The 26,576-nt window shown below is 59.8% G+C and carries 21 protein-coding genes and 1 tRNA gene; 13 read left to right on the top strand and 9 right to left on the bottom strand.

Features of this window, described 5'->3' with window-relative positions; translation table 11 throughout:
• Window position 1 precedes the first annotated feature (1 nt).
• Window positions 2-1,177, top strand: coding sequence for a hypothetical protein (locus J7399_RS18670; RefSeq protein ID WP_209088769.1), 1,176 nt, complete (start codon window positions 2-4; stop codon window positions 1,175-1,177).
• Window positions 1,178-1,335: 158 nt separating this feature from the next.
• Window positions 1,336-1,413: transfer RNA gene (locus J7399_RS18675), tRNA-Arg, on the top strand.
• Window positions 1,414-1,534: 121 nt separating this feature from the next.
• Here J7399_RS18675 and J7399_RS18680 read toward each other — a convergent pair.
• Window positions 1,535-2,446 carry a LysR family transcriptional regulator gene (locus J7399_RS18680; RefSeq protein ID WP_209088772.1) on the bottom strand — a complete coding sequence of 304 codons (912 nt, stop codon included), beginning with the start codon at window positions 2,444-2,446 and terminating at the stop codon, window positions 1,535-1,537.
• Between the two features lie 204 nt (window positions 2,447-2,650).
• On the opposite strand from J7399_RS18680, the gene J7399_RS18685 reads away from it, so the two are divergent.
• The 3 genes from J7399_RS18685 (at window position 2,651) to J7399_RS18695 (ending at window position 8,609) form a co-directional block, all read left to right on the top strand.
• Entirely contained in the window at window positions 2,651-4,312 is a 1,662-nt protein-coding gene (locus J7399_RS18685; protein WP_209088775.1) for a GMC family oxidoreductase N-terminal domain-containing protein, read from the top strand.
• A 36-nt stretch (window positions 4,313-4,348) separates the two neighbouring features.
• Complete coding sequence (locus tag J7399_RS18690) at window positions 4,349-6,859, top strand: CoA transferase (protein ID WP_209088778.1); 2,511 nt, start codon at window positions 4,349-4,351, stop codon at window positions 6,857-6,859.
• Between the two features lie 109 nt (window positions 6,860-6,968).
• Window positions 6,969-8,609 carry a BCCT family transporter gene (locus J7399_RS18695; protein ID WP_209065378.1) on the top strand — a complete coding sequence of 547 codons (1,641 nt, stop codon included), beginning with the start codon at window positions 6,969-6,971 and terminating at the stop codon, window positions 8,607-8,609.
• 132 nt (window positions 8,610-8,741) lie between these two features.
• On the opposite strand, the gene J7399_RS18700 is transcribed toward J7399_RS18695, so the two are convergent.
• Complete coding sequence (locus J7399_RS18700) at window positions 8,742-10,958, bottom strand: NADP-dependent isocitrate dehydrogenase (protein WP_209088782.1); 2,217 nt, start codon at window positions 10,956-10,958, stop codon at window positions 8,742-8,744.
• Between the two features lie 187 nt (window positions 10,959-11,145).
• A complete protein-coding gene (gene glpD / locus J7399_RS18705; RefSeq protein WP_209088785.1) occupies window positions 11,146-12,729 on the bottom strand; it encodes a glycerol-3-phosphate dehydrogenase in 1,584 nt (527 codons plus the stop codon).
• 158 nt (window positions 12,730-12,887) lie between these two features.
• Between glpD and J7399_RS18710 the strand changes: the two genes are divergently transcribed.
• Entirely contained in the window at window positions 12,888-13,646 is a 759-nt protein-coding gene (locus tag J7399_RS18710) for a DeoR/GlpR family DNA-binding transcription regulator (RefSeq protein WP_209088788.1), read from the top strand.
• A 113-nt stretch (window positions 13,647-13,759) separates the two neighbouring features.
• Entirely contained in the window at window positions 13,760-14,035 is a 276-nt protein-coding gene (locus tag J7399_RS18715) for a helix-turn-helix transcriptional regulator (protein ID WP_209080019.1), read from the top strand.
• Between the two features lie 30 nt (window positions 14,036-14,065).
• Here the strand turns inward: J7399_RS18715 and J7399_RS18720 are convergent, their stop codons facing one another.
• Entirely contained in the window at window positions 14,066-14,524 is a 459-nt protein-coding gene (locus tag J7399_RS18720; RefSeq protein WP_247742979.1) for an Lrp/AsnC family transcriptional regulator, read from the bottom strand.
• 192 nt (window positions 14,525-14,716) lie between these two features.
• Here J7399_RS18720 and J7399_RS18725 point away from each other — a divergent pair, with 192 nt between their 5' ends.
• The 5 genes from J7399_RS18725 to J7399_RS18745 are packed head-to-tail and all read left to right on the top strand — an operon-like array spanning window position 14,717 to window position 19,133.
• Window positions 14,717-15,133: an acyl-CoA thioesterase gene (locus tag J7399_RS18725; protein WP_209088791.1), complete on the top strand. Its 417-nt coding sequence runs from the start codon at window positions 14,717-14,719 to the stop codon at window positions 15,131-15,133.
• Window positions 15,130-16,182: a pyridoxal-phosphate dependent enzyme gene (locus tag J7399_RS18730; protein ID WP_209088794.1), complete on the top strand. Its 1,053-nt coding sequence runs from the start codon at window positions 15,130-15,132 to the stop codon at window positions 16,180-16,182. Before J7399_RS18725 ends, J7399_RS18730 begins: the two co-directional genes overlap by 4 nt.
• Window positions 16,175-17,344, top strand: coding sequence for a Xaa-Pro peptidase family protein (locus J7399_RS18735; protein WP_209088797.1), 1,170 nt, complete (start codon window positions 16,175-16,177; stop codon window positions 17,342-17,344). Before J7399_RS18730 ends, J7399_RS18735 begins: the two co-directional genes overlap by 8 nt.
• Before the next feature lie 4 nt (window positions 17,345-17,348).
• On the top strand, window positions 17,349-18,125 hold the full coding sequence (locus J7399_RS18740; protein WP_209088800.1) for an aspartate/glutamate racemase family protein: 777 nt from the start codon (window positions 17,349-17,351) through the stop codon (window positions 18,123-18,125).
• A gap of 57 nt (window positions 18,126-18,182) precedes the next feature.
• Entirely contained in the window at window positions 18,183-19,133 is a 951-nt protein-coding gene (locus J7399_RS18745) for an NAD(P)-dependent oxidoreductase (RefSeq protein ID WP_209088803.1), read from the top strand.
• Between the two features lie 31 nt (window positions 19,134-19,164).
• Here J7399_RS18745 and J7399_RS18750 read toward each other — a convergent pair whose 3' ends face one another.
• The 4 genes from J7399_RS18750 to J7399_RS18765 all read right to left on the bottom strand — a co-directional run bounded on the left by J7399_RS18750 (window position 19,165) and on the right by J7399_RS18765 (window position 23,242).
• Window positions 19,165-19,548 (bottom strand): cupin domain-containing protein, encoded by a 384-nt coding sequence (locus J7399_RS18750; protein ID WP_209088806.1) that lies wholly within the window; start codon window positions 19,546-19,548, stop codon window positions 19,165-19,167.
• A 306-nt stretch (window positions 19,549-19,854) separates the two neighbouring features.
• Complete coding sequence (locus J7399_RS18755) at window positions 19,855-20,769, bottom strand: tyrosine recombinase XerC (protein ID WP_348539484.1); 915 nt, start codon at window positions 20,767-20,769, stop codon at window positions 19,855-19,857.
• Window positions 20,766-21,476, bottom strand: a complete 711-nt coding sequence (locus J7399_RS18760; protein ID WP_209065367.1) for a DUF484 family protein — start codon at window positions 21,474-21,476, stop codon at window positions 20,766-20,768. The genes J7399_RS18755 and J7399_RS18760 overlap by 4 nt, the downstream gene beginning before the upstream one ends.
• A gap of 137 nt (window positions 21,477-21,613) precedes the next feature.
• A complete protein-coding gene (locus tag J7399_RS18765; RefSeq protein ID WP_209088809.1) occupies window positions 21,614-23,242 on the bottom strand; it encodes an AMP-binding protein in 1,629 nt (542 codons plus the stop codon).
• Between the two features lie 321 nt (window positions 23,243-23,563).
• Here J7399_RS18765 and J7399_RS18770 point away from each other — a divergent pair, with 321 nt between their 5' ends.
• Window positions 23,564-24,271, top strand: coding sequence for a Hint domain-containing protein (locus J7399_RS18770; protein WP_209088812.1), 708 nt, complete (start codon window positions 23,564-23,566; stop codon window positions 24,269-24,271).
• A gap of 91 nt (window positions 24,272-24,362) precedes the next feature.
• Here the strand turns inward: J7399_RS18770 and J7399_RS18775 are convergent, their stop codons facing one another.
• Window positions 24,363-26,561 carry a 3-hydroxyacyl-CoA dehydrogenase NAD-binding domain-containing protein gene (locus J7399_RS18775; protein WP_209088815.1) on the bottom strand — a complete coding sequence of 733 codons (2,199 nt, stop codon included), beginning with the start codon at window positions 26,559-26,561 and terminating at the stop codon, window positions 24,363-24,365.
• Between the last annotated feature and the right edge of the window lie 15 nt (window positions 26,562-26,576).

Raw genomic sequence — 26,576 nt, forward strand, 5'->3', positions numbered from 1 at the left:
CATGCGCAGACAAACACTGATGATGTTCCTTGCCACCTGCTTGAGCGCAGAGCTGTTCTCCGGTCCGGTCCTAGCGCGCGGAAACCACTACGGATGGTGTCGTGGAGTCGGTAATCCGCACCAATCCGCGCAGGGCTGCGGACAATCCGGATCACAGCACCACAATACCCAAACCTCTGGGCCTTCACGCCCGACAGCCACCCAATTGCCTCCCAAAGGCACGCCCAGCACGCCGCAATCTGTCGCAGTACCTGTTTTGGCCCCCACGGCGATGCCTGTCTTGGCACCCCAGAGAACGCCGATCGCAACACCAGTGGCCATCCCGCCTCAGGTGCCGCCCTTGATTGTCGCGCCGCCCCTTGCACCGCAGGCCACGCCTCAGGCAACCCCAACGCCCACACCCGTGGCTGTCCCCAACGCCGTGCCCACGCCGGTGATCGCACCGCCTCTGGTCCCGCAAGCGATCCCGACACCCACGCCCACGGCGGTTCCCACTGCGGTGCCGCCCTTGCCAAACGCGCCGGTCCCAACGCCACAGGCTGTGCCTCAGGCCACACACACCGCGATCCCTTACGCGGTGCCTGCCCGCATTCCACAGCGCGTTCCCGAGGTGATTGCGACCCCAACCGCAACGCCGCAGGCGATCCCTCAGGCGACACCAACACCCCTGCAAACACCAATAAAAACACCAGTGCCGACTCCCGTGGCGGTGCCCAACCAAATCCCTCAGGCCATTCCCCAGCCCGTTACCAACACCGCCAAACCTTCGGCGACCCATCTGGCAGTTCCCGGTCACAAGTCGCCCACCGGATATGCCGTCATTGTGCGCCCGAAGCCCCGCCCGGCAAAGCTCACCGCCCCCAAAGGGCAGACCGCAGCTTCCGCCACGCATCAGCCAAAGATCCAATCCGCACCCAAGAAGTTTCAGCACATCGCCGCCGTACCAGGACGACACGCGCCACATGATCCCCCGCGCTTCAAGGAGAGCGCTGCGGGTGAGGAATGGGAATGTGTCGCCAGCGGCTTTGGGCCACGCCGCACGGCAAATGCGAGAGGTCAATTGCTGGCATCAGGCGCGCTGCGCCACATCGGCAATGTGGACGCAATGGCCAGAGATGTACCGGCGCGCCACTTGAAACACTCGGGCTGCATCATCTCGATCAAACGGCGCAAATAGAAAGCCTGACAGCGATTTGCAGTTCTGCGCAGCAAGATCGCATCAGCCCTTCAAACAGGCGCACCGTCCAGCAGGATCAACGGTCTGCAAATTCACCGCCAAGAGCGGCGCTCCTCTGTTGACATGCCTTCAAGGCCTATCTAATTACCTCCGTTACCGGGCCCTTAGCTCAGCTGGATTAGAGCAGGGAACTTCTAATTCTCAGGTCGGGGGTTCGAGTCCTCCAGGGCTCGCCATTTTTCTGTTTTTCCGTAAGTGCTTACATGCTTGTGCCTTTGGCGTCGCACGCGTGTTTGAACACACTCCACAAAGCCAGCACCCGCCCTTTGTCACTCACGCAGACCTGTACAAGCAGGCTCACCAAGCCTGCTCTAGCAAGCGCACTGTTTCTGCAATGATCGGGCGGTTTATGTGACGTTCCAGCGTGACAAAACTGAGGCTCGCGGGCACCGAAACGGTCTCACAAATCACCAGACCGAATGTCTGCTTCTGGTGCAGAGCGATTGAGTCACGGCACAAACTCAACCCGATACCGGATCTCACCATCTCCAGCATTGACGCCTCCTGATCCACCTGCGCCACAACATTTTGGGTGCAGCCGTGCTCCTTGAACACACGTTGCAAAAGGCGATGATGCACCGACAGCTCCGGTGTGCCGATCCAAGGCAAGTTGGCAAGCTGTTTCCAGTCCGCATGTTCCGCCTGCGCCCCCCAGCCAGCTGGCGCAATGACCCGATAGTTGAAATCCGCGAGATGTACCGCGTGGATCGGGTTTTCGGTATCTGGAGTGGTGCTTGGAACATCACCGGGGCCGCTCAGATAAAACCCGGCGTCAATCTGTCCGCGGCTGAGCCACGAGAGGATATTTCCGCTCACTCCGTGCAGCAGATGCGTCTCGATGGCGGCATGCTCGCGCCGCAAGATCGCCAGCAAGCGTCCAAGGCGGATAAACTCGGGATCAACGATCGTGCCCAGTCGCAAGGTGCCACTGATCTGGCCGGACCGGCGCCGGGCGCTCCGGCGGAATTCGCTCATGGCCTCCAGCACATTCTCGGCCTTTGCCAGAATCGCTGCTCCATCGGGTGTGAGTTGCAGACCGGTTGTGGTGCGGGTGAAGAGGGTCAGACCGGTTTCCTCTGCAAGTCGCCTGATCTGATGGCTGATCGCTGGCTGGGTGAGATTGAGCACATCCGCCGCACGGGACACACTGCCCTCACGCGCCACGGTAACAAAGGCCAAGAGATTGTTAAGGTTCGAGAATCTGTCCATATAAAAATTTGTAATATAGCTCTGAGGTATTTGTCATTAGCTTCCCGCCGCTGAATGTCGAATACCTATGCATCAATTGCGTTTCGGGGAGGAAATGCAGATCAGTCTTTTGAACACAGCCCAATGGCGCGCTGTGTCAGGCGTTTCGCACTTCTCTCCCTCTGTAATCACGAACTGAGCGACCCGGTGGCAGAAGGATCAGACATGGCGGATCAAGCAAACGAATTTGACTACATCGTCGTCGGCGCGGGCTCTGCTGGCTGTTTACTGGCCAATCGCCTGAGCGCGGATCCTGCAAATCGTGTGCTTTTGCTGGAAGCGGGCAAGGCTGACACTTACCCGTGGATCCATATTCCTGTGGGCTATCTTTACTGCATCGGCAATCCCCGCGCTGATTGGCTCTACAAAACGCAGCCTGACAAAGGGCTGAACGGCCGCAGCCTGCTCTATCCGCGTGGCAAAACCCTGGGCGGCTGCTCCTCAATCAACGGCATGATCTACATGCGCGGACAAGCGCGCGACTATGACAACTGGGCTGCGTTGACCGGCGAAGCAGAATGGAACTGGGAAAATTCTCTGGAGTCCTTCAAATCGCATGAGGACCACTACAAACTGGATGATGGCGCTGACCCCAAAACCGGGGACAACAGCCGTTTCTCGGATATGCATGGCCACGGTGGCGAGTGGCGAATTGAGAAGCAGCGCCTGAACTGGGAGGTGCTGGACAGCTTTGCGGATGCCGCAGAGGAGACCGGCGTCCAGAAAACCGATGATTTCAACAGCGGCGACAATGCCGGCGTTGGCTATTTTGACGTCAATCAGCGCTCAGGCTGGCGCTGGAACACTTCCAAAGCCTTCCTGCGTCCCGCCAAAGCGCGCCCCAATCTGACAATCTGGACCGAAGCGCAGGCGGAAAAGCTGCTGTTTGATAAAGAAGGCGACCTGCGTTGTTCTGGGGTGCGTGTGAACCGCGCCGGTCAATCCGTTGAGGCCTTCGCGCGCAAAGAGGTTGTGCTGTCTGCTGGCGCGATCAACTCTCCGCAAATCCTTCAACTGTCGGGCATTGGTCCTGCGGACCTTCTGAAAAAGCACGGCATCGATGTGGTGATGGACCAGCCCTATGTTGGGGAAAACCTGCAGGATCACCTCCAGATCCGTGCGGTCTTTAAGGTGAAGGGCACCCAAACCCTGAACACCCTTGCCAACTCGCTGCTGGGCAAGGCCAAGATCGGGCTTGAGTATGTGTTCAAACGGTCCGGTCCCATGAGCATGTCACCGAGCCAACTGGGGGCTTTCACCCGCTCTGATCCGGGCCGCACGCATGCCAATCTGGAATACCACGTACAGCCGTTGAGCCTTGAGGCCTTTGGTGAGGATCTGCATGACTTCCCGGCCATGACCGTGAGTGTTTGCAACCTCAACCCCACCAGTCGTGGCCATGTGCGCATTGCCTCCGGCAACTTCCGTGACGCGCCAGAGATCACACCAAATTATCTGGATACCGAAGACGATCGCAAAGTGGCGGCCGACAGCCTGCGTCAGGTGCGCGAGATCATGGCGCAGCCTGCGATGCGCAAATATGCGCCAGAAGAGTTTAAGCCGGGCACACAGTACCAAAGTGATGAAGAGCTGGCGCGCCTTGCCGGAGACATCGCAAGCACCATCTTCCACCCCGTTGGCACCGTAAAGATGGGCAGCGATGATGATGCCACCGCCGTCTTGGATCCGCATCTGCGCATGCGCGGGGTGAGCGGCTTGCGGGTGGTGGATGCTTCGATAATGCCGGAAATCACCAGCGGCAACACCAACTCTCCTACCATCATGATTGCCGAGAAAGCCGCTGGCTGGATCCTGAACGGTCAATAACCGCGCAACTCAAATTCCTGAACGATCGGAGGACACATGCGTCATTCGTTTTCCAACCTGCCGTTGACCGGCGTGAAAGTCGTGGACTTCGGCCAGTATATCGCCGGCCCTGCCGTTGCGATGCTGCTCGGGGATTTGGGGGCAACGGTTGTGCACATCGACCCGCCCGAGGGCGCGATGTGGGACAGCCCGGCCAATGCCATGCTGAACCGCAATAAGGTCATCGTAAATCTCGATCTGAAAACGCCAGAAGGTCTTGAGCAGGCGCTTGCGCTATGTGCGGAGGCCGACATTCTTATCGAGAATTTCCGCCCGGGAAAACTGGCCAAACTGGGCATCGATTTTGCCGCCATGCGCAATGACCGTCCAGAGTTGATCACCCTCAGCATTCCGGGTTTCGCCTCTGACGACGAAGAACGCCGCGAGCTGCGCGCTTTTGAGAGCATCGTGGCCGCAAGTTCCGGTGTCTTCACCGACATGGGTCTGAACCGCGTGCTCATGGGTCTCAACCCGTCCTTCTCCCCATTGCCGCTATCTTCTGCCTATGCTTCCCAGATTGCCGCTTCGGCCACCGTGCTGGCGCTGCAAGCGCGGCAATTGACCGGGCAGGGGGACGCCATCGAGGTGCCTCTGGCTGCCGCGGTGATGGAGGGGCTTTGCTATAATTCCATCCACGTTGCGGACATGCCCCAGCGCTATCTGACCCAGCGCGAAGTAGAGATCGAGCGCCGCCGGATCGAAGGCCTGCCGATGAACGTAAGCTACGAGGATCTGCAGGAGCTTTTGGACCCGTTCTTCCGCAGCTACATGTGCAAAGACGGCCGGATGTTCTATGTGGTCTGCCCCAGCCACAAAAACCACGCGCGCCGCTGCCTGGAAGTGCTGGGGATTTACGACGAACTGGTCGAAGAGGGCCTGACCTCCGAAGAAGACACCTACAAGCCGTGGTCGGAGTGGGAACACAACACCTCGCTGGGCGTTTACCCCATGCCAAAGGACTGGGCCGATAAGATCGCTGCGCGCATGAAGGAGGTGTTTATGACCCGCACCTCCCATGAGTGGAAGAAGATGTTTGGCCGCGGCATGATCCCGGGCGCGCCGCAAAGGTGGCTCCAGGAGTGGATTCACGACGAATATGCCGAGACCTCCGGGCTGATGATCGACGTTTGGGATCCGGTCTACGGTGACATGACACAACCCGGGCCAGTGGTGTGGCTTGAGGAAAGCGGCGAAGAGGCGCTGAAGCCGGAACCGCGTCGCTGGGCCGGATTTGACGAAGCTCTGAAAATTCTCAAAAAGCACCGCACAGAATTGCCGGAGCCCGCTCAAACGGAAAGCCGCGAAGGCTGGCTGTCTGGCGTACGCGTCCTCGATCTATGCAACGTGATTGCCGGGCCTCACTCTGCCAGCTATCTGGCGCGCTTTGGCGCTGAGGTGATCAAACTGGATCCGGCAGAGCCGATGTATGATAGCTGGAACACCGTGATCTACGGCATGTCGCAGATGCGCGGCAAAAGCTCCATTCTGGCAGATATCACCTCGCGCCATGGCCGTCAGGTCTTTGAAGATCTGGTGAAAACCGTTGACGTGATTGTCTGGAATGCGCCGGACAATCAGATCCGTAAAATGGGGCTTGATGCCGACAATCTGCGCAAGCTCAATCCGGATGCGATCTTCTGTAAACTGGATTGTTTCAGCGGCGTCCGGCGGGGCACGCGGACCGACTATATCGGCTATGACGATCTGGTGCAGGCTGCGACCGGCATCATGCTGCGCTTTGGGGGGGCCATGGATCGCCCCGAAGAGCACGCCCATGTTGGCACCATCGATGTCATGTGCGGGTTTGGTGGAGCGTTGAGTGTCGCTGCGGCGCTCTATCAAAAGCATCGCTTCGGTCGCATTGGCCGGGGCCGCACCTCTCTGACGGCCAACAGTGGCCTGCTGCAGGCGCCTTTTGCCTTTGACTTTAAGGGGCGCGGTTTGTTCGACGAGCCTTCCGGCCCTGAGGCCAACGGATATGACGCTCTGACCCGCTTCTACTATACCGCCTCCGGCCGCTACATTCTGCTGAGCGCCTATGAGAGCGATTTACCACGTTTTGCACAGGTTGAAGGGTTGGAAGAGTTGCCAAACTTGCCCGAAGAAGAGCGCGCGGCCTATCTCTCTCAGGCATTCCAACTGCAGCCCGCCTCCGAGTGGGTGGCCCGTTTGCGTGCAGCAGATATTGCGGCCACGATCTGTGAAAACCTCGAAGCCCTGCGCGCGCTGAACACGCGTGAAAGCGACGGTCTGCCAGGGATTGACAAAGGCAGCTATTCTTTCTCGGTCTACCCCGATCATCCAAGCGGCCGCGAGGTGACACAACTTGATCCCTACGCCGTGCGTCCAGCGCAAAGCAAGGTCTATGCCCTTGAGCCCGCTGAGAAGTTCGGCACTTCCACGCGCGCGATTCTGCGCGACCTTGGCTATGCGGAGAAAGCCATTGAACAGATGATCGCCAGCGGCGATATCAGCACATCATGGGCTGACGAATATCTTCCAAGTTAATCCAACACACCGCTCCTGCTCGAAGGGGCGGTTTTTTGTGAGCGCGCCGCCATTTGGCTGAGCACTCCGAAACCGGAACATGTGAATTCTTGCGCCAAAAGGAGGAGTTATGGCCAAAGAACCCCCAATGATGGATCTGTCGATCCCAACGGCTGAAACGGGCTTTTATGCCGGCTTCAGCAAAACCGTAGCGATATCTTCCAAAATCCTGGTCAGTGCGCTGATCGTTTGGGCGATTTCTGTACCTGAAAACGCCGCCGCTGTTCTGGGCGCGATGAACGGCTTTCTTCTGAAGAATTTTGCTAGCTGGTACATCTATGCTGCGGCTTTCTTCACCATTGTTTGTGCGGCGCTGGCAGTGGTTCCCGCCACAGGCAGGCTGCAGCTTGGTCAGGCCGGGGATACACCTGAGTTCTCCAACTTCTCCTGGTTCTCAATGATGTTTGGTGCCGGGATCGGTATCGGGATGCTGACCTTTGCCACCGCAGAGCCGATGTATCACTTCGCGAACAATCCCAGCGTGATTATGGGGGAAACCACGGCATCCGGCGCGGACAACGTGACCTCTGCCTATGTTTGGTCGTTCATGCACTGGGGCTTTGTCGCATGGGCGTGTTATGCGTTGGTGGGGTTGTCGCTTGCTTACTTCTCCTATCGCCGCAACCTGCCACTGACCATTCGTTCCGGCCTGGCGCCGCTGTTTGGGGAACGTCTGTCAGGTGGCATCGGCCATGTTGTTGACGTTGTTGCTGTTGTGGCGACCATTCTTGGTGTGGCACAAACGCTTGGCTTTGGTGTGGAGCAATTCGTTTCGGGCCTGACCCGTATCGGTCTGGGCGACTGGCTGGTCAATGAGGCGGGCAAGCCGTCGACCGCTGGGATTGTCGTCTCGCTGGCTGTCATCATGGGCGCATCAACCCTGTCCGCGCTGTCAGGCGTTGGCAAAGGCATCAAATGGCTGTCGAACCTGAACATGGGTCTTAGCTTCTTCCTGCTGGCCTTCTTCCTGCTCTTCGGTTCGACCTTCTTCGGTCTCAGCGCTCTGGTGAACGGCTTTTTTGCTTATGTGACCCAACTGCCGGCCCTTCTGTTCACTGTCTGGAGCCCGGATGGCACCGAGACGGGTGACGCACTGGCAGGCTGGCAGGGTGGCTGGTCAGTGTTCTACTGGGCTTGGTGGATCGCATTTGCCCCCTTTGTTGGTGTGTTCCTGGCGCGTATCTCGCGTGGCCGCAGCCTGCGTGAGTACATCGTTGGTGCCATTCTGGTGCCTTCGTTGATGTGCTTCATCTGGTTCACTGTTGTTGGCGGCACCGCTATCGACCTGACGCTGAACGGTGGCGTGGGCGATGCAATCTCGGGCGCAGGTCAGTCAAACCAGCTGTTCGTGATGCTGGATCTGCTGCTGTCCCCGGCATTGGGTTGGATCATGGCTGTTATCGTTGTTGTTCTGCTGCTGACCTATCTGGTCACCACGGCAGACTCTGCGGTTCTGATCGTGAACACCATCAACGCAGCCGGTGACGAAAGCCCCCGTGGCCGTCCGCACATCATCTTCTGGGGTCTGGCACTTAGCTTTGTTGTCGGCGGCCTGCTGATGGTTGGTGGCCTTGGCGCTATTCAAACCGCCATGGTGATCGGCGCGCTGCCTTTCAGTTTCGTGATGGTTCTGATGGGCTTGGCTCTGATCAAAGCGGTTATCCGTGACGGCGTGCGCGAAAAGAATGGCGTTCAATCCGTACACCAGTAACTGAAACTATCGGTCGAGGGCGGTCATCTGCCCTCGGCAACATCTTTGCAATGCGATGGGCAGTTCCGTCTGACGCATTAAAAAAGCCGCCCAGAAATGGGCGGCTTTCTTGTTTTTCACGGCGTGGCGACCTTAGCCGATGATCGCGTTCAGTGTCGCGCTTGGGCGCATCACTTTCGCTTTCAGCTCCACAGACGGACGGTAGTAGCCGCCGATGTCTGCTGCTGGGCCTTGCGCCGCTGCGAACTCCGCCAGAATGGCCTCTTCGCCTTCTGCCAGCGCTTTGGCCACACCTGCGAACTCTGCCGCCAGATCGGCGTCGTCAGACTGTGCCGCCAAGGCTTCGGCCCAGTAGCGGGCAAACCAGTAGTGGCTGTCGCGGTTGTCAGGCTGACCGACTTTGCGGGAAGGCGAGCGGTTGTCGTCCAGAATGCCCTGAGTTGCGGCTTCTGCGGCCACACCCAGAACACCGGCTTTGGCGTTGCCTTTGACGTCCGCGAGGAAGTTCAGGCTTTCACCAAGGGCACAGAACTCACCCATGGAGTCCCAACGCAGGTGGTTTTCCTCAACCAGCTGCTGCACGTGCTTTGGTGCGGAACCACCCGCGCCGGTTTCAAACAGACCGCCGCCCTGCATCAGCTTCACGATGGAGAGCATTTTGGCGGAGGTGCCAAGCTCAAGGATCGGGAAGAGGTCGGTCAGGTAGTCACGCAGCACGTTGCCAGTGATGGCGATGCTGTCGTTGCCTGCGGTGATGGTTTTCAGGGACTGTGCGGTGGCTTCGCGTGGCGCGAGGATCTGGAACAGGTCCGCTTTGCCCGCCGCTTCCAGCGCAGGGGTCACGTATTTGATCAGCTCTGCGTCGTGGGCGCGGTTTGCGTCCAGCCAGAAGATCGCCTCGGAACCGGTCAGGCGCTGACGGTCCAGTGCCAGCTCAATCCAGTTCTCAATCGGCGCTTTCTTCACGGTGCAGGAGCGCCAGATGTCACCCGCTTCAACGTCGTGGCTGTGCAGGGTGTCCCCATTGGCGAGAACAACACGGATGGTGCCCTCAGCAGGCGCTTCAAAGGTGGTTGGGTGGGAGCCGTACTCTTCCGCCTTCTGTGCCATCAGGCCAACGTTCGCGACGGAGCCTGCGGTGGTCACATCCAGCTCGCCGTTGGCTTTGAAGAAGTTCACGGTCTCATCGTAAACGGAGGCGTAGCAGCGATCCGGGATCACACAGTTGGTGTCACCCTTGTTGCCAGCCTCATCCCAGCCTTTGCCGCCTGCGCGGATCACGGCAGGCATGGAGGCGTCGATGATCACATCGGACGGCACGTGCAGGTTGGTGATGCCCTTATCGCTGTCCACCATATACATGGAAGGACGTTCCAGCGCAGCGATCTCGGCTTTTATCGCCTCGGCATTGTCCAGCGTGTCGATGGCTGCCAGAACCGCACCCAGACCGGAGTTCGGGGAGCCGCCCGCTGCTGCGATGGCGTCGCCATGCGCATCCCAAACCGGGCCAAGCCATGCTTTGACCGCGTGGCCGAAGATGATTGGGTCAGAGACCTTCATCATGGTGGCTTTCATGTGCAGGGAGAACATGGTGCCGTCGGCTTTAGTGTCCTCAATCGCGTCAGCAAGGAACGCACCCAGTGCTTTGGCGGACATAAAGGTCGCGTCAGCCACGGTGCCTTCTTCCAGCGGCCAGCCGTCTTTCAGAACGGTCACTGCGCCGTCTTTGGCGACAAATTCGATTTTCGCGTCACCGGCCTGATCGGCAGAAATGGTCGCGGAAACTTCGTTTGCGTAGAAGTCGTTGCCCGGCATGGAGGAGACTTTGGTTTTGCTGTCAGACGCCCAGGCACCCATGGAGTGCGGGTTGTTCTGTGCAAAGTTCTTCACCGCGCGCGCGGAGCGGCGGTCGGAGTTACCTTCGCGCAGCACAGGGTTCACAGCGGAGCCTTTGATGCCGTCATAACGCGCGCGGATGGCTTTTTCTTCGTCAGACTGCGGATCTTCCGGGTAGGCTGGGATGTCGTAGCCCTGCCCTTGCAGCTCTTCGATGGCCGCAACCAGCTGTGGCACGGAGGCGGAGATGTTTGGCAGCTTGATGACGTTGGCATCAGGTGTCTTCACCAGCTCGCCAAGCGCGGCCAGATCGTCAGACTGGCGCTGATCGTCGGTCAGGTTTTCCGGGAAGGTTGCGATGATGCGGCCGGCCAGCGAAATGTCCGGTGTGCCCACGGTGATGCCAGCGGCAGACACGAACTTGCGGATGATCGGCAGGAAGGAGGCAGATGCCAGCTCCGGCGCTTCGTCTACAATTGTATACAGAATGTCTGGTGTCTTGTTATCAGCCATATTTATCACAACCTTTTTTAAGTCAGGGGTGTCTCTAGATTTGCGGGTTCTGGGCAGAATGCCCGAAGTAATCCGTGTGGTCCTTCCGCCGTCGAGTGCTTTTGGCGGCAGCTAAAAGCCCGCACGACGGCATCGTGCGGGCTCCGTATAGGCCGCATGCGGCCAAAGATCAATTCCGCGATCTCTCTCAGGCGGAGGCTTTTTGCCGCGCAGCCTGCATATGGACGTTGAGCACCTCAATTTGTGTCTCCGAGAGCCGCAGGCCCAGCTTTGAGCGTCGCCAGACCACATCTTCGGCTGCCCGCGCATATTCCTTTTCCATCAGCCAGCGCACTTCGGCCTCTGTCAGGGTTGCGCCAAAATCGACCCCCAGATCCGCCGCCTCTTTGGCGTCGCCCAGAAGGGACTCGGCCTCGGTGCCATAGGCGCGGATCAGGCGCTTGGCCCAAGCTGGTGTCAGGAACGGATAGCGGCTTTGCAGCGCGGCAATCTTGCCGTCAACCTCATGCACCTGAAAATCGCCGCCGGGCATGGCGACGCCCGCTGTCCACGGGGCGGTGGCTTCGGGGAAGAACGGCACAATCTTGGCCATCGCCGCTTCAGCCAGCTTGCGATAGGTGGTGATCTTGCCGCCAAACACATTGAGCACCGGCGCGCCGTTGTCATCCAGCTTCAGCACATAGTCGCGGGTCGCCGCGGTCGCGGAGGTGGCGCCATCATCATAAAGCGGGCGCACACCGGAATAGCGCCAGACAATGTCTTCCATCGTCACCGGCTTTTCAAAGTAGTTTGAGGCAAAATCACACAGATACTGCGCTTCTTCATCGGTGCAGGTCGGGGCTTCATCGGCGTTGGTGTGCTCCTGATCGGTGGTCCCGATCAGCGTGAAATCTTCCTGATAAGGAATGGCAAAGATGATGCGGCCATCCTCGCCCTGGAAGAAATAGCAGCGGTCATGATCAAACAGGCGCTTGGTCACAATGTGCGAGCCGCGCACCAGACGCACGCCCGCAGAAGAGTTCTGTTTCAGCACACCTTGAATGACATCAGCTACCCACGGGCCGCCCGCATTCACCAGCGCCTTGGCACGGGCCGTGCGGCGGGCGCCGGTCTCCACATCTTCCATCTCGATCTGCCACACACCATCGGTGCGCGCGGCAGAGAGCACTTTCGTGCGGGTATGGATCGTTGCGCCGCGTGCTTCGGCATCTCGCGCGTTCAGAACCACCAGACGGCTGTCCTCGACCCAGCAATCGGAATATTCAAACGCCTTGGCAAATTTGCCTTTCAGCGGCTTGCCCGCTTCGTCCGACTTCAGATCCACGGTGCGCGTGCCGGGCAGGATTTTGCGGCCCCCAAGGTTGTCATACATAAAGAGGCCCAAACGGATCAGCCAGCTGGGGCGGCGGCCCTTCATCCACGGCATGACCAGCGACAGAATGCGCGATGTCGGTGTGTCGTTGTCAAACCGCATGTCCTTATGCATCGGCAGCACAAAGCGCATCGGCCAGCTGATATGCGGCATGGCGCGCAGCAGGGTTTCCCGCTCAATCAGCGCCTCACGCACCAGACGCACCTCAAAATACTCCAGATAGCGCAGCCCGCCGTGAAACAGTTTGGTGGAGGCCGAGGAGGTCGCCCAGGCCAGATCGTTCATTTCTGCCAGTTCGACCGAGAGGCCGCGGCCCACCGCATCCCGCGCGATGCCGCATCCGTTGATGCCGCCCCCGATCACAAAGAGATCTACGGTGCTGTCTGCCTGCGCTGTCATGGGATTCCCTTTCGCGGAACGCTTACGAACATTTTCGCGCATCTTCGAACATTTTCGCGTCTGAGAGTCAAGAAAAACCACCCCCGCAGCGCAGGTTTTCATTGTAAATTCACAAAAACCCTGCCACGGCTGAAATCGCAAAACGAAGATAACCGAACATGCACAGCAGTTTCCGAGACCGTGAAATCCTCGAAATCGCCCGCACAGAGGGCAAAGTGACCGTCGAAGGGCTGGCCGCGCATTTTGATGTGACGGTGCAGACCATCCGCCGCGATCTCACCCAGCTGGCCAACGCCGGGCGGTTGGAGCGCGTGCATGGCGGCGCGGTTTTGCCCTCAGGCGTGCGCAACATCGCCTATGAAGAGCGCAGCCGCGTGAATGCAGAGGCCAAAGTCGCCATGGCACAGGCCTGCGCGGCGGAAATCCCCAATGGCTCAGCACTCTTTATCAATATTGGCACCAGCACCGAGGCGCTCGCCCGCGCGCTTCTGGGTCATGACGGCTTGCTGGTGGTCACCAACAACCTCAATGTGGCGCAAATTCTCTCCGGCAACGAACGCTGTGACGTCTTGCTGACCGGCGGCAAACCTCGCCCCGAAGATGGCGGGCTTGTTGGCCCCATCGCAGAGCGTATGGTGCGTGATTTTGCCTTTGATTACGCCATTCTGGGCTGCTCCGCGATCTCCGCGGACGGCGCAGCTTATGACTTTGCCATGGATGAAATCGCGGTGTCACAGGCCGCGCATCTCGGCGCACGCGAGACCTGGCTTTTGGCCGATCACAGTAAATTCCAGCGCAACGCCCCCGCGCGGATCTTGGATTTTGTCGAAGTAGACCGCCTGTTCACCGACGCGCTCCCCGAGGCGCTACAGATCATCTGCGCAGAGAAAACCATCCGCGTGCAGGAAAGCGGTTAGGCTGGCAGACAGGAGGGTCTGGCGAAGGGGCGCGAGAGGCCATCAGACCCGCTTGGCATTCGGTCTGCGCGGGCCAATGTAACACGATCACATTTTCTGCAGACAGGTGCCCCGTGACCGAGCTCACCATTGATCCTCAGCGTTTGAAATCCGTGCGCAAGGCGCGCAAGCTCGGGCGCCCCAAGCTTGCCAAACTTACCAGCCTCACAGAGCGTCAATTGACCAAGCTTGAAACCGCCTCCAAAGGTGCGGCTCTGCCAGAGACGACGGTCATCCGCATCGCCGGCGCGCTTGGCATTCCTGCGCTCGCGCTCACCGGTGAGTTGCCGTTGATTGAGGATGATCTGCAGCCGGCAGCCAAAACCTCATCCTGCAGCTGCTGCAGCTAAATGTGTCTCGGGCCGCGCCTGCCAGCGGCCCTAAACCGGCACCTGCAGCCCGGCTTTGACGCGGTCAATCACCACATTGCTGTGAAACCTGCGAATGTTCGGGTTGTCGTTGAACACCCGGCGGCTGAACTCTTCATAGGCCGTCATGTCCGGCGCGGTGACGACAAGAATAAAATCCGCCTGCCCGGTGACGTAGTAACATTGCTGCACATCATCCAGCTGCAGCATCGAGCGGCGGAACTCATCCAAAAGGTCGGTGCGTTCCCGTTCCATTTCGACCTCCACAATGAAGGTCATGGGCCGCCCCACGGCCTTGGCGGACACCACCGAAATATCCGCTTCAATCACGCCAATCTCCCGCAGCCGCGTGACCCGCCGCTGCACGGCGGAGCGTGAGACCCCCGCGATCTCTCCCAGCTCATCTGCGGTCAGCCGGTTGTTCTTTTGCAGCGCGGTCAGCAGCCGCCGGTCAGTGTCATCCAATGTCATGGCCAACTTGGTCGCTCATTTTTGAAAATGAGAGCACATTGCCTCTCATATGCCAATTTGAGGGCAAGATGCCCAGATCTTCGCGCTACCCTCCGCTCTGCACCTCTCTTCTGTCAACCCAAAGCAATCATTGCCATTCCCGCCTGCGGCACCCAATCTGGCCGATGAACTGGCCACAATCGGAACCACCCCATGCGCTTCACTCATGAGCACCACCACCACGTTGTCTTTGGCGACTGCGATCCGGCTGGCATCGTCTACTACCCCAATATCTACCGGTGGATGGACGGCACCTTTCAGCGGTTTCTACAAGCCTACGGCGGTCACGCGCAGGTCTGCGCGCACCTCGGGGCAAAGGGTCTTGGCCTCATGGAAACCCAAGCCAAATACCGCCGCCCGCTCAGGGATGGCGATCTGCTGACCATCCGCATGGAAATCACCGATTGGGCCGCCAAATCTTACCGTCTGTCCCATCTCGGATATATCGGGGAGGATCTCGCCTTTGAGGGCACCGAAGTGCGCGCGTTGTTTGAAATGCGCGATGGCCGGATGCGGGCAGGGGAGGTGGCACGTTTGAAATCCCTTTTGGAAAGTCCCCCAACCCCATGACCGATACCCTAGCCAACCCGTTTCGCAGCCAAGGCCTCCCGACCCGTCAATCTGATACGCTCCCCAGCCGGGATGCCGCAGCGGTGGCCAAGCTGCTCGCGCTTTGTCCGGCCCACGCCGAAACCCCGCTGCGCGATATGGCCGCTCTCGCGGCCACGCTTGGGGTGGCGCGCTTCCACATCAAAGACGAGCGCAGCCGTATGGGCCTTGGCTCCTTTAAAGCGCTCGGCGCAGCCTACGCCATCGCCCACGATGCGGCCCGCACAGCCCCGTCCGACTGGTCAAAAGCCCTGACGGGTCGCACCTATGTCACCGCTTCCGCAGGCAATCACGGCATGTCCGTTGCGGCGGGCGCGCGCATCTTCGGGGCCAAGGCGGTGATCTACCTCGCCCACACGGTCCCCGCCGCCTTTGGCGCCCGCCTTGAGGCACAGGGGGCAGAGGTCGCTTGGGCGGGTGACGACTATGAGGCCAGCATGGCCGCCGCCGAAGCCGCCGCAGAGGCCAACGGCTGGACGCTGCTCTCGGATAGCACATGGATGGGCAATGAGGCGTCGGGCTACCGCGTCATGGAAGGCTATCTGCAAATGGCCTCAGAAGCCGCCACGCAGATCCCCGCGCCGCCCACACATATCTTCCTTCAGGCCGGTGTTGGTGGCCTCGCCGCCGCCGTTGCTGCCTTTGCCCGCGCCACTTGGGGCGATGCGCCGCAGATCACCGTGGTGGAGCCCAAGGCCGCACCTGCGCTGATCGAATCCATCCGCGCAGGCCAGCTTGTGGACACCACCGGTCCGGTTTCCGATATGGGCCGTCTGGACTGCAAAACCGCTTCCATGGTGGCGCTCAATGGGCTGGCGGTGGATGCCGACACCTTCGTGACCATTTCTGAAGAAGAGGCCCGCGAGACAGTTGCGACCCTCACAGCCCACGGCATCGCCAGCACCCCCTCCGGTGTGGCCGGTGTTGCTGCCGCGCTGCTCAAGCGCCCGCAGCTCGGCCCGGACGCCCGCATCCTCACCATCGTCAGCGAAGGGCCGGAAGATGTCTGAGCCGATGCTAACCCGAGGCTTCCCCCCCGCAGAATTCCAAACCCGCATCACCCGGCTTCAAACAGCCATGGCCCGCGCAGGCCAATCCGCCCTGCTGCTCACCTCTGCCGTCGACATCTTCTACACCACGGGTTTTCTCACCCGTTTCTGGGAAAGCCCCGCCCGCCCGTGGTTTGTCCTTATCCCCTCAACAGGCATCCCCATCGCCGTGATACCCGCCATCGGCGCAGACCTCATGGGCAAGACATGGATCACCGACATCCGCACATGGGACGCCCCCTTTCCGGGCGACGACGGCCTCAGCTTGCTCAGCGACACCCTTGCTCAAATTGTCCCTGAAACCGGCACCATCGGTCTGCCCATGGGCCTTGAAACCCAGCTGCGCATGCCGCTGGCCGATTACACCCAGCTCAGGCAAACCCTCGCGCCGCGTCGCTTTGTCGACGCCACAGACACCGTCCAACGCACCCGCGAAATCAAATCCGAGGCCGAGATCGCCAAAATCCGCGCCACCTGCGCGGTGGCCGATCGCAGCTTTGCCCGTATCGCGGAATACGCCGCTGAAGGCCGCACCCACGCGCAGGTCTTCCGTGATTTTCAGCGAGTGCTGCTGGAGGAAGGTGCCGATTGGGTCAGCTACACCGCTGGCGGCGCAGGGCAGGGCGGCTACGGCGATGTCATCTCCCCCGCTGGCGATCAGCACCTCACCGCAGGCGACATCCTCATGCTCGACACTGGCGCAGTGCTGGATGGCTACTTCTGCGATTTTGACCGCAACTTCGCCATCATCCGCGCCGATGACGCCGCCAAACGTGCCTACGATGCGCTCTACCAGGCCACCGACCACGTGCTCTCCAGCCTGCGTCCCGGTAACCGCGCCTGTGACGTGCACGCCATGTTTGTCGACAGCCTCACCGCGCAGGGTGCCACCCCCGGCGGCGGGCGGCTCGGCCATGGCCTTGGCATCACGCTCACCGAATGGCCCAGCTTCACCCCACATGACACCACAGAGCTGCGCGCTGGCATGGTGCTCACGCTGGAACCGGGCGTGGAAATCGCTCCGGGCCTCTATCAAGTGCACGAAGAAAACATCGTCCTGCGCGAGCATGGCTGCGCGCTCCTTTCCACCCGCGCCCCCGCCGCCCTCCCGATCCTGAGGTAACCCTATGGACACCGTCCCCTTCACGCTCGGCACACCCGCCTCTGGTCACCACACATTGGGCCTCATCGTGCTCAAATTTGACGAAACGCTGGAACAGGATTTTCGCCGCCTCTTCCCCTCCCGCGACCTCGCGCTTTACACCAGCCGTGTGCCGTCCGGTGCCGAAGTCACCACCGACACGTTGCAGGAAATGTCCGAAACCCTGCCTGCCAGCGCCGCGCTCTTTCCGCCTGCCGCCCGCTTTGATGCGGTCGGCTACGGCTGCACCTCCGGCACCACCATGATCGGGGCCGCCAAAGTCGCTGGGCTGGTGCAACAGGGCGTAAACACCCCCGCGGTGACCGACCCGCTCACCGCCGCCATCGCCGCCTGCCGCGCGCTCAACATCACGCGCCTCGGCATGGTCACGCCCTATGTGGCCGAGGTCTCCCTCCCCGTGCAGCGCGCCTTTGAGGCCGCAGGCATTTCGGTCCCAGCGCTTGTGTCTTTTGGCGAGGCAGGGGAGGAAAACGTCGCCCGCATCACCGCAGACTCTGTCAAATCCGCCGCCCTCAAGGTGGGGCAACAGGCGGTTGATGCCGTCTTTCTCAGCTGTACCAACCTGCAGACGCTGGATGTGATCGCCGATCTGGAAGCCACCCTCAGCAAACCGGTGTTCAGCTCCAACACCGCACTCGCCTGGCATATGGTGCAGCTCTCCGGCGCGCCGCTTTCGCCGGAGGCACCGGGGCAGCTCTTTGCCCATAGATCAGCCAAAAACGCCACAAATGTCGCTCCTTGACCTGATCTGCCGATACCCCCCGCACAGGCTGGGGGCAATCAATATGCGGGAGAGATCATGAAAATCGGCTTCATCGGATTGGGCAATGTGGGCGGCAAACTCAGCGGCAGCCTGCTCAGAAACGGCAAAGAGCTTTATGTCCATGATCTGAACGTCGATCTGGTGGCGAACAAACTGGCCGACGGAGCCAAAGCGGTCTCTGGCCCGGCAGAGCTGATGCGCCTTTGTGATGTGGTCATAACCTGCCTGCCGTCCCCCGCCGCCTCAGATGCGGTGATGCAGGAGATGCTGCCGGAGGTGCGTCCCGGCAAAATCTGGATGGAAATGTCCACCACCGATGAAGCCGAGGCCAAGCGCCTTGGCGCGCTGGTCATCGCCGCAGGCGGCGCGGCGGTGGATTGCCCGGTGTCGGGCGGCTGCCACCGCGCGGATACCGGCAATATCTCCATCTTTGCAGGCTGTGACCGCGCCACATTTGAGCGCATCCTGCCACTGCTGACCACCATGGGGCGGCGTGTGTTGCACACCGGCGATCTCGGCTCGGCCTCAGTGCTCAAAGTGGTCACCAACTATCTCGCCACCGCGCATCTCGTGGCCAGTGCCGAGGCGCTCACCACCTGCGCCGCCGCAGGCATGGATCTCAACACCGCCTATGAGGCGATCAAGATCAGCTCCGGTAATTCCTTCAGCCATGAAACCGAAAGTCAGGTCATCCTCAACGGCTCGCGTGACATCTCGTTCACAATGGATCTGGTTAAAAAAGACATCGGCCTGTTTCAGGATGTGGCCGACCGCGCCGGCGTGCCGCTGGAGCTCAACCCGCTGATGATCTCGATGTTTGACGACGCCATCGCGCGCTTTGGGGCCAGAGAGTTCAGTCCCAACATCATCAAGCGGTTGGAGGAGGCCACCGGGCTTTCCGTGTTGGCCCCCGGCTTTCCGCCTGAGATGGTGGATGATGAGCCCGAAGAGCCCGGCTATGAGGTCGTGCCGCAGGGGCGCGGCTGAGACTGGCCGGTTGGGGCGTGCGCGCGGTTGGTTAGACGGTTGACGCCCATGCCCCGTCAACGTGAGAGGCTTCCTGATCACCCGGCCATGGCGGCATGGTGATGCATATGAATGTCAGCGGCACCTCGCCGGTGCACCGGTACTGAAACGCGGTTCCCACCGGAATATCAATCGACACACCGGGCGCGAGGGAGGTCACTCTTTCTTCGCGCTCGTCACGCCGCCAGATCTCCCCCTCTCCTTCCAGAACATACCAGAACTCGCTGACGCTCCGATGAACGGTTGCCCTGTTGATCTGGCCCGGGGGAACGGTGCTGTGGATCATATTCCCCGTAGTGCCATCCATAATGAAACGAATGTCGGCACCGGCGGGCGATTTGGCATCTGGGGCATCGGGTAGCACGGTTTCTTTCATATGAGACCTCCTTGAGCATTTGGCACCAATAGCAAAATACGGGCGCAGCATCGCCCAGTCTTCTCATTCCCTCAATATCCCGGGGGTGAGCCGCGTCTCATAAACTGTCCCGTGGACAGTTTTAGCGGCGAACGGGCGGAGCCCCACGCAGCTTGCTGCGGTGGAGGGGCTGGCCCCTCAACCCCCTGCGATGTCGCCCGGTTAACCATTTTGGGCCCCGATTTTCGCACCTCCGCGATACAGCCGCGATACAGACGCAATACCGACGTTCAAAACAGGCGATTTTCGCCGTTAACCTTTGGGCGTTCAGGCCTTTGGATGGGTGGCGTTATAGACTTCCATAAGACGTGCCGCATCGACCTGCGTATAGGTCTGCGTGGTCGCAAGAGAGGCATGCCCCAGCAGCTCCTGAATGGCGCGCAAATCACCTCCGGCGCTCAAGAGATGGGTGGCAAAACTGTGCCGCATCGCATGGGGGGTGGCGGTCGCGGGCAGGCCCAGCTGTTGCCGTGTCTTCTGCATGGCCATCTGCACAATCCGCGCACTCAACGGGCCGCCACGCACGCCGCGAAACAACGGCGTATCCCGGCTAAGATCATGCGGGCAAAGGGAAATATAATGGTCAACCGACACCCGCGCCGCGTCCAATACGGGCACGATCCGCTCTTTGCCGCCTTTGCCGAGAATGCGCAATGTGCTGGGCAGAGGGGCATCTGCGCCGGTAAGGCTCAGCGCCTCAGAAATCCGCAGGCCACAGCCGTAAAGCAGGGTGATCACAGCGGTGTCCCGAGCGCCGACCCAATCGTCTTTGGACTGTAACTCAACGGTTTCAAGCACTTGCTTGGCCGCATCCTCAGACAGCGGACGCGGCAGCTTGGCATTGAATTTGGGTGCGCGCGTCGCCAGAACCGCGGTTGGATCACAGCCTTCCCGCTCCGCAAGCCAGCGGAAAAAGCTCTTTACTGCCGAGAGCTTACGCGCCAGCGAGCGCGGCGCAATTCCGGTTTTTCGCGCGTTCGCCATCCAGCTGCGCATGTCCTGCACCGTCACCTGCATCAACGGCGCAAGCCCCTGAGGCGCGCCCTTGTGCAGGGTCAGAAAGCTCATGAATTCAATAAGATCGCGCTCATAGGCGGCGATGGTGTTGTTTGAGGCCGCCTCCAATGCGGCCTTATGGGCCAGAAAGCGCGTGATCGCGTCAGACGCTGCGGCGCTGATCACGCCAGCCAGCGGCGCATGGCGCGCTCAAAAACACCGGCAAAAAACGCCAGCAAATCAGTGCCTTGCTGTGGGGTGAATTGGTGCGGATCCTCCGCGCCCATTACCAGCAGTCCCGGCAGGCGGCCCTTGCCAAAATCCAGTTTCAGACAGGCTTCCGAGCGGATCCAGTCACTGTCTTCGCCATAGACCTCCGTGCGCACGCCCTGCACCTGGCGCAACGTGACCTGTCGTTGTGGTATGTTGCGCCCGCCAGTCAGGTAGTCCTCGACAAACCCCGGAGCCGCTGTTGACAGCACATCACCAAGCCGCGCCAGAGCATTGTCGCCTTCGGTTTCCTGCTCGGTTTCCAGCACCAGCCGGATCGCGTCCACACGCAGAATATCGGCCACTTCGCCGCCAAGATCATGGAGGAACCTTTCAAATTCCACCGGATCCAGCATCCGCAGGATCGCACGATGCACCTGATTGGTGCCCGCCAGATTGTCATAAGCCGCTGCAATCACGCTGCGGTGGGTGTCCTCCAGCCGGTCCAGACGCGCCTCAAGACGTTCCATGGCAATGCCACGCAGGTCGACAATATTGCCGCCCATGGTCTTTTCATTTGCCGCGATCAACGCGCGCATCAGATCGCGATCTTCAAGGATCACATCCGGCTGCGAGATGATTTTCTCACGCAACCCGTCTTCAATCTTAGGAGTGCTGCTCATATCGGTGCCATTTACGGTCGTTGCCCAGAGTCTACCAGAGCGTTCTGCCAAATGCCGCAACTTTTTGCGCCAATCCGCCGAACGGATGTCATTGGCGCAAAAATGTTTCGAGCGGCACCTTAGCGGGGCATGAGGCTCTACAAGGTCTTAGCCTGCTCCCGCAGTGCAAACTTCTGGATTTTGCCGGTCGAGGTCTTTGGCAATTCGCCAAACACAACTTTCTTTGGTGTCTTAAAGCCCGCCAGATGCTCACGGGCAAAGGAGATCACCTCCGCTTCTTCCGCATCCGCACCTTCCAACAGCTCGACAAAGGCACAGGGCACCTCTCCCCACTTCTCATCAGGCTTGGCCACCACAGCCGCCAAGCTGACCGAAGGATGGTGCATCAGCGTCGCCTCCACTTCGACAGAGCTGATGTTTTCACCGCCGGAAATGATGATGTCCTTGGCGCGATCCGTGATCTGGATATAGCTGTCGGGGTGCTGCACTGCGATATCGCCAGAGTGGAAATACCCACCGGCAAAGGCCTCTCGGGTCGCCTCCGGGTTCTTCAGATAGCCTTTCATAACGGCGTTGCCACGGATCATGATTTCGCCATCCGAGACGCTATCCATCTCAATCTGTTCCAGTTTTTCGTTGGTGACAGTCACCTCTTCGATGAAGGGCATCGTCACACCCTGTCGTGCTTTGATCGCAGCACGCTCTGCTGTGTCCAACCCGTCCCAACGGGTGTCGTCCCACAGGCATTCGGTGACAGGGCCGTAGACTTCCGTCAGCCCATAGATCTGGGTCACGTTGAAGCCCATGGGTTCGAACTTGGCCAATATGGCAGGGGCAGGTGGCGCACCTGCTGTGAAGACTTCGACCACATGATCAAAGCTGCGGCGCTCTTCCTCCGGGGCGTTCACCATCATATTGAGGACAATCGGCGCGCCTCCCATGTGGGTCACGCCTTCATCGGCGATGGCATCAAAGATCGGCTTTGCGGCAACGTCGCGACAGCAGATCAGCGTGCCCCCCATCATGGGCATCAGCCATGTGTGGCACCAGCCGTTGCAATGAAACAGCGGTACCACCATCAGATACACAGGATAGAGCGTCATCTGCCAGCTCAGAACCTGCCCCATCGCATTCAGATAAGCGCCGCGATGGTGGTACACCACGCCCTTCGGCTGACCCGTGGTGCCGGAGGTGTAGTTCAGCGCGATGCTCTCCCACTCATCCTGCGGCATGATCCAGTCAAACGCCGGATCTCCGGACGCTAGAAGCGCCTCATAGGCCATGTATCTGTCGCTCGCCGGGAAGCCTGCGGCGTCATCTGGCACCTCGACAATCGTGGGGCCATCGCCGTCCATTTCTGCAATGGCGGCCTCTGCAAGCGCCACAAAAGCGCTGTCTACGAGCACAACCTTGGCTTCGCCGTGCCCAAAGATATAGGCCACCGTGTGCACATCGAGCCGGATGTTGATGGCATTGAGCACCGCGCCGCAGGCAGGCACACCAAAATGCGCCTCTGCAGCTGCGCGAACGTTGGGCAACAGCGTGGCGACTACATCGCCTGAGGCCACACCCAGTTTGGCAAGGCCGGAGGCCAGCCGCGTGCAGCTTTCGTGGTAGTCTTTGTAGGTCAGACGGGTGTCACCACTCACCATCGCGATGCGGTTGGGAAACACCGTCGCCGCGCGTCTCAGTCCCGAAAGCGGTGTGAGCGGTACAAAATTTGCAGCGCATTTTTCCAAGCCAGTTTCATCTGCCATCCAACCCATCGACGCATCCTCCTTGTCGTCCACCGTTTCAGCGGTGTGTTTTTTGGTCTTCGAATAGAAACCCGTTAACCGCATCTGGATCAAGAAACTTTGGCGTTCTGGCGGCACTGAGTGTGATTCAGCGGAGCGCCAAATTCGGCTTTTGACACGGCAGATTTGCGGCGCGGCACCTTTTCGCCGCCATCGTTCGGACGTGATTTATAATAAGTTTGGAATGAATGATATTTAAGCAACTGAGATTGTTCACTCTTTTTCAACACTGACACAAAACAATCGCATTTGGGGCGCATTGCTTCCTCAGTGGGGGCGTGCAGTGGATTTATGGAAAGCGTTGGGGACTTCGCGGTGCCGATGGAACATCCGGTGGGATCAATTCGTGATAAGGCGATCAAGGCCTTGGCTGCGCGCAAACAGGCTGCGGGGATACGGCCTGTTCTGATCACGGCAGGCTGTGGATTTGTGCAAGGCACGCGGGTGGCGACACCCGGCGGCTGGGCAACGGTCGAAAGCCTGAGTGTGGGTGACGAAGTGCTCACCTTTGACGCCGGATTTCAGCGCATTATGGCGATGTCATCGGATCTGATCCTGTCGCCTGAACAGCTGACGCCAAACAAGCTGCGGCCCTTGCTGGTGCCCAAGGGCACTTTGGATAACCGTCAGGACATGATCGTGCAGCCGCATCAGGGCGTCTTGATTGAAAGCCCGACTGTGCGCGACAAATGGGGCGATCCGTTTGCGGTTATCCCCGGCGCTGCGCTGGAGGTTTTTGAGGGCGTTTCACGGCTTGAGCCTGCAGATGAATTGAGAGCCTATCTGCCCGCTTTTGCCGAAGATCAGATGGTGTTTGTCAACGGCGGTGCCCTGTTGTTTTCTCAATCTATCTGGGGGGTGCGGGCTGGTGTGCAGCCCCGCTTTGGCCACGCGGCCTATTACAACCTGATGCCGGTCTTTGAGGCCAAGGCGCTTTTGCAAAGCGGTTCGGTTCAGGCCGTCTATGGCAACCTGGAAGAGCTGCGCCGCGCCGCATAATCACGCCGCGCAGCACTTTCTAAATATCGTCTTTCACAACAAAAAAGCGCCCGCCAAAGGGCGAGCGCTTCTTGTCATCTGTCTGCGATGATTACGCAGCCGCTTTTGCTTCCGGGCCAAAACGACCGTAGAAGGTTTCACCCTTCTCTGCCATTTCGCGCAGCAGGGGCGGGCAGGAGAAACGCTCGCCATACTTCGCGGTCAGCTGGTCACAACGCTCTGCCGCCCAGGCTGCACCCACGATGTCGAGCCAGCTGAACGGGCCACCGGACCAAGGCATGAAGCCCCAGCCAAGGATCGCGCCCACGTCACCTTCACGGATGTCTTCCAGAACACCCGCTTCCAAAGAGCGCACAGCTTCCAGAACCTGAGGGAACAGCAGGCGGTGCTGCACGTCGATCAGCTCTGGCTGTTCTTCCAGAAGTGGGAACTTCTCGTTGAAACCTTCCCAGTAGTCCAGACGCTTGCCTTTTTCGTCATAGTCAAAGAAGCCAGCCTTTGCCTTACGGCCCAGACGGCCTTCTTCCACCATCCAGAAGGTCACATCGTCAGCGACGGACTTCGGATAGGCATCGCCCATCGCAGCCATAGTGGCTTTGGCGATTTTTGCGCCGAGATCCAAAGAGGTTTCATCCACCAGCTGGATCGGACCAACCGGGAAGCCAAGCAACTGTGCCGCGTGGTCCAGAAGTGGACGGGACACACCTTCGCCAGCCATCATCGTGCCTTCGTTGATGTAAGGGATGATGCAGCGGTTGGCATAGAAGAAGCGCTCGTCGTTCACAACGATCGGGGTCTTCTTGATCTGACGCACATAGTCGAGCGCCTTGGCAACGGCACGTGGGCCGGTTTCTTTGCCTTTGATGATCTCAACCAGCGCCATCCGCTCCACAGGGGAGAAGAAGTGGATGCCGATGAACTGATCTTTGCGCACGGATGCCTCGGCCAGACCGGTGATCGGCAGGGTGGAGGTGTTGGAAGCAAAGATCGCATCCTCAGGAATGATCGCCTCGACCTTTTTGGTCATCTCGGCTTTCACGCCCACGTCTTCAAACACCGCTTCGATGATCAGATCGACGTCAGAGAGGGTGTTGAGATCGGTGGTCGCAGTGATCTGCCCCAGCACGGCCTCTTTCTTCTCTGCGGTGATCTTGCCGCGCTTGATGCCCTTGTCGAGGAAGGTCTCAGAGTAGGATTTGCCGCGGTCCGCTGCCTCTTGTGAGGTGTCGATCAGCACAACTTCGATGCCGGCCTGCGCCGACACAAGCGCGATGCCCGCACCCATCATGCCTGCGCCCAGAACGCCGACTTTCTTGACGGTCTCATCGGCAACGTCAGGACGGTTGGCGCCTTTTTCCAGCGCTTCCTTGTTGATGAACAGGGATTGGATCATCGCAGAGGAAGACGGGTTCATCAGTACGTTCACAAACCAGCGCGCTTCGATCTTCAGGGCGGTGTCAAATGGCACCTGTGCGCCTTCATAGATCGCAGACAGCATGGCTTTGGCGGCCGGGTACACGCCCCAGGTGTTGCCGTTGACCATGGCAGATGCGCCTGCAAAGGTCATGAAGCCTGCTGGGTGATAAGGCTCGCCACCTGGCATTTTGTAGCCTTTGGCGTCCCAAGGCTTCAGGATGTCCGCGTCGGTTGCGTTCAGCACCCATTCGGTTGCCGCGGCCACTGGATCGTCCACCACTTCGTGGATGATGCCCGCTGCTTTGGCTTTCTTGGGGTCTACCAGCTTGCCTTGCAGCAAGAAGGGGGAGGCCGCCATTGCGCCCATCATACGGATAAAGCGGGTGGTGCCGCCCATGCCCGGGAAAATGCCAACCATGATTTCCGGCAGACCAATTTTGGCCTTCGGGTTGTCAGCCGCAAAGATGCGGTGTGTCGCCAGCGGGAGTTCCAGACCAATGCCAAGCGCGGTGCCGGGCAGGGCGGTTGCAATGGGCTTGCCGCCTTTGTTGGTCTTCGGATCCATACCCGCGCGCTCGATTTTGCGCAGGAATTTGTGGCCGGTCATGGTGAAGTCAAACAGCGCCTGCGCTGGCTCGTCACCTGCATCCGCACGGATGGTGCCCAGCACGTTCAGGTCCATGCCGCCCGCAAAGGTACTCTTGCCGGAGGTGATCACGGCCCCTTTGATGTCGTCGTTGGACAGCACTTCATCAATCAGCGCGTCCAACTCGCCAAAGGAGTCACGTCGCAGGACGTTCATGGATTTGTCAGCCACGTCCCAGGTGATGATGGCGACACCGTTGTCGCTGACGTTCATTGTGAAATCAGTCATGTCTCTTATCCTGTT

Origin of the sequence: Shimia sp. R9_1, assembly GCF_017743775.1 — a bacterium.
Lineage (GTDB): Bacteria > Pseudomonadota > Alphaproteobacteria > Rhodobacterales > Rhodobacteraceae > Shimia.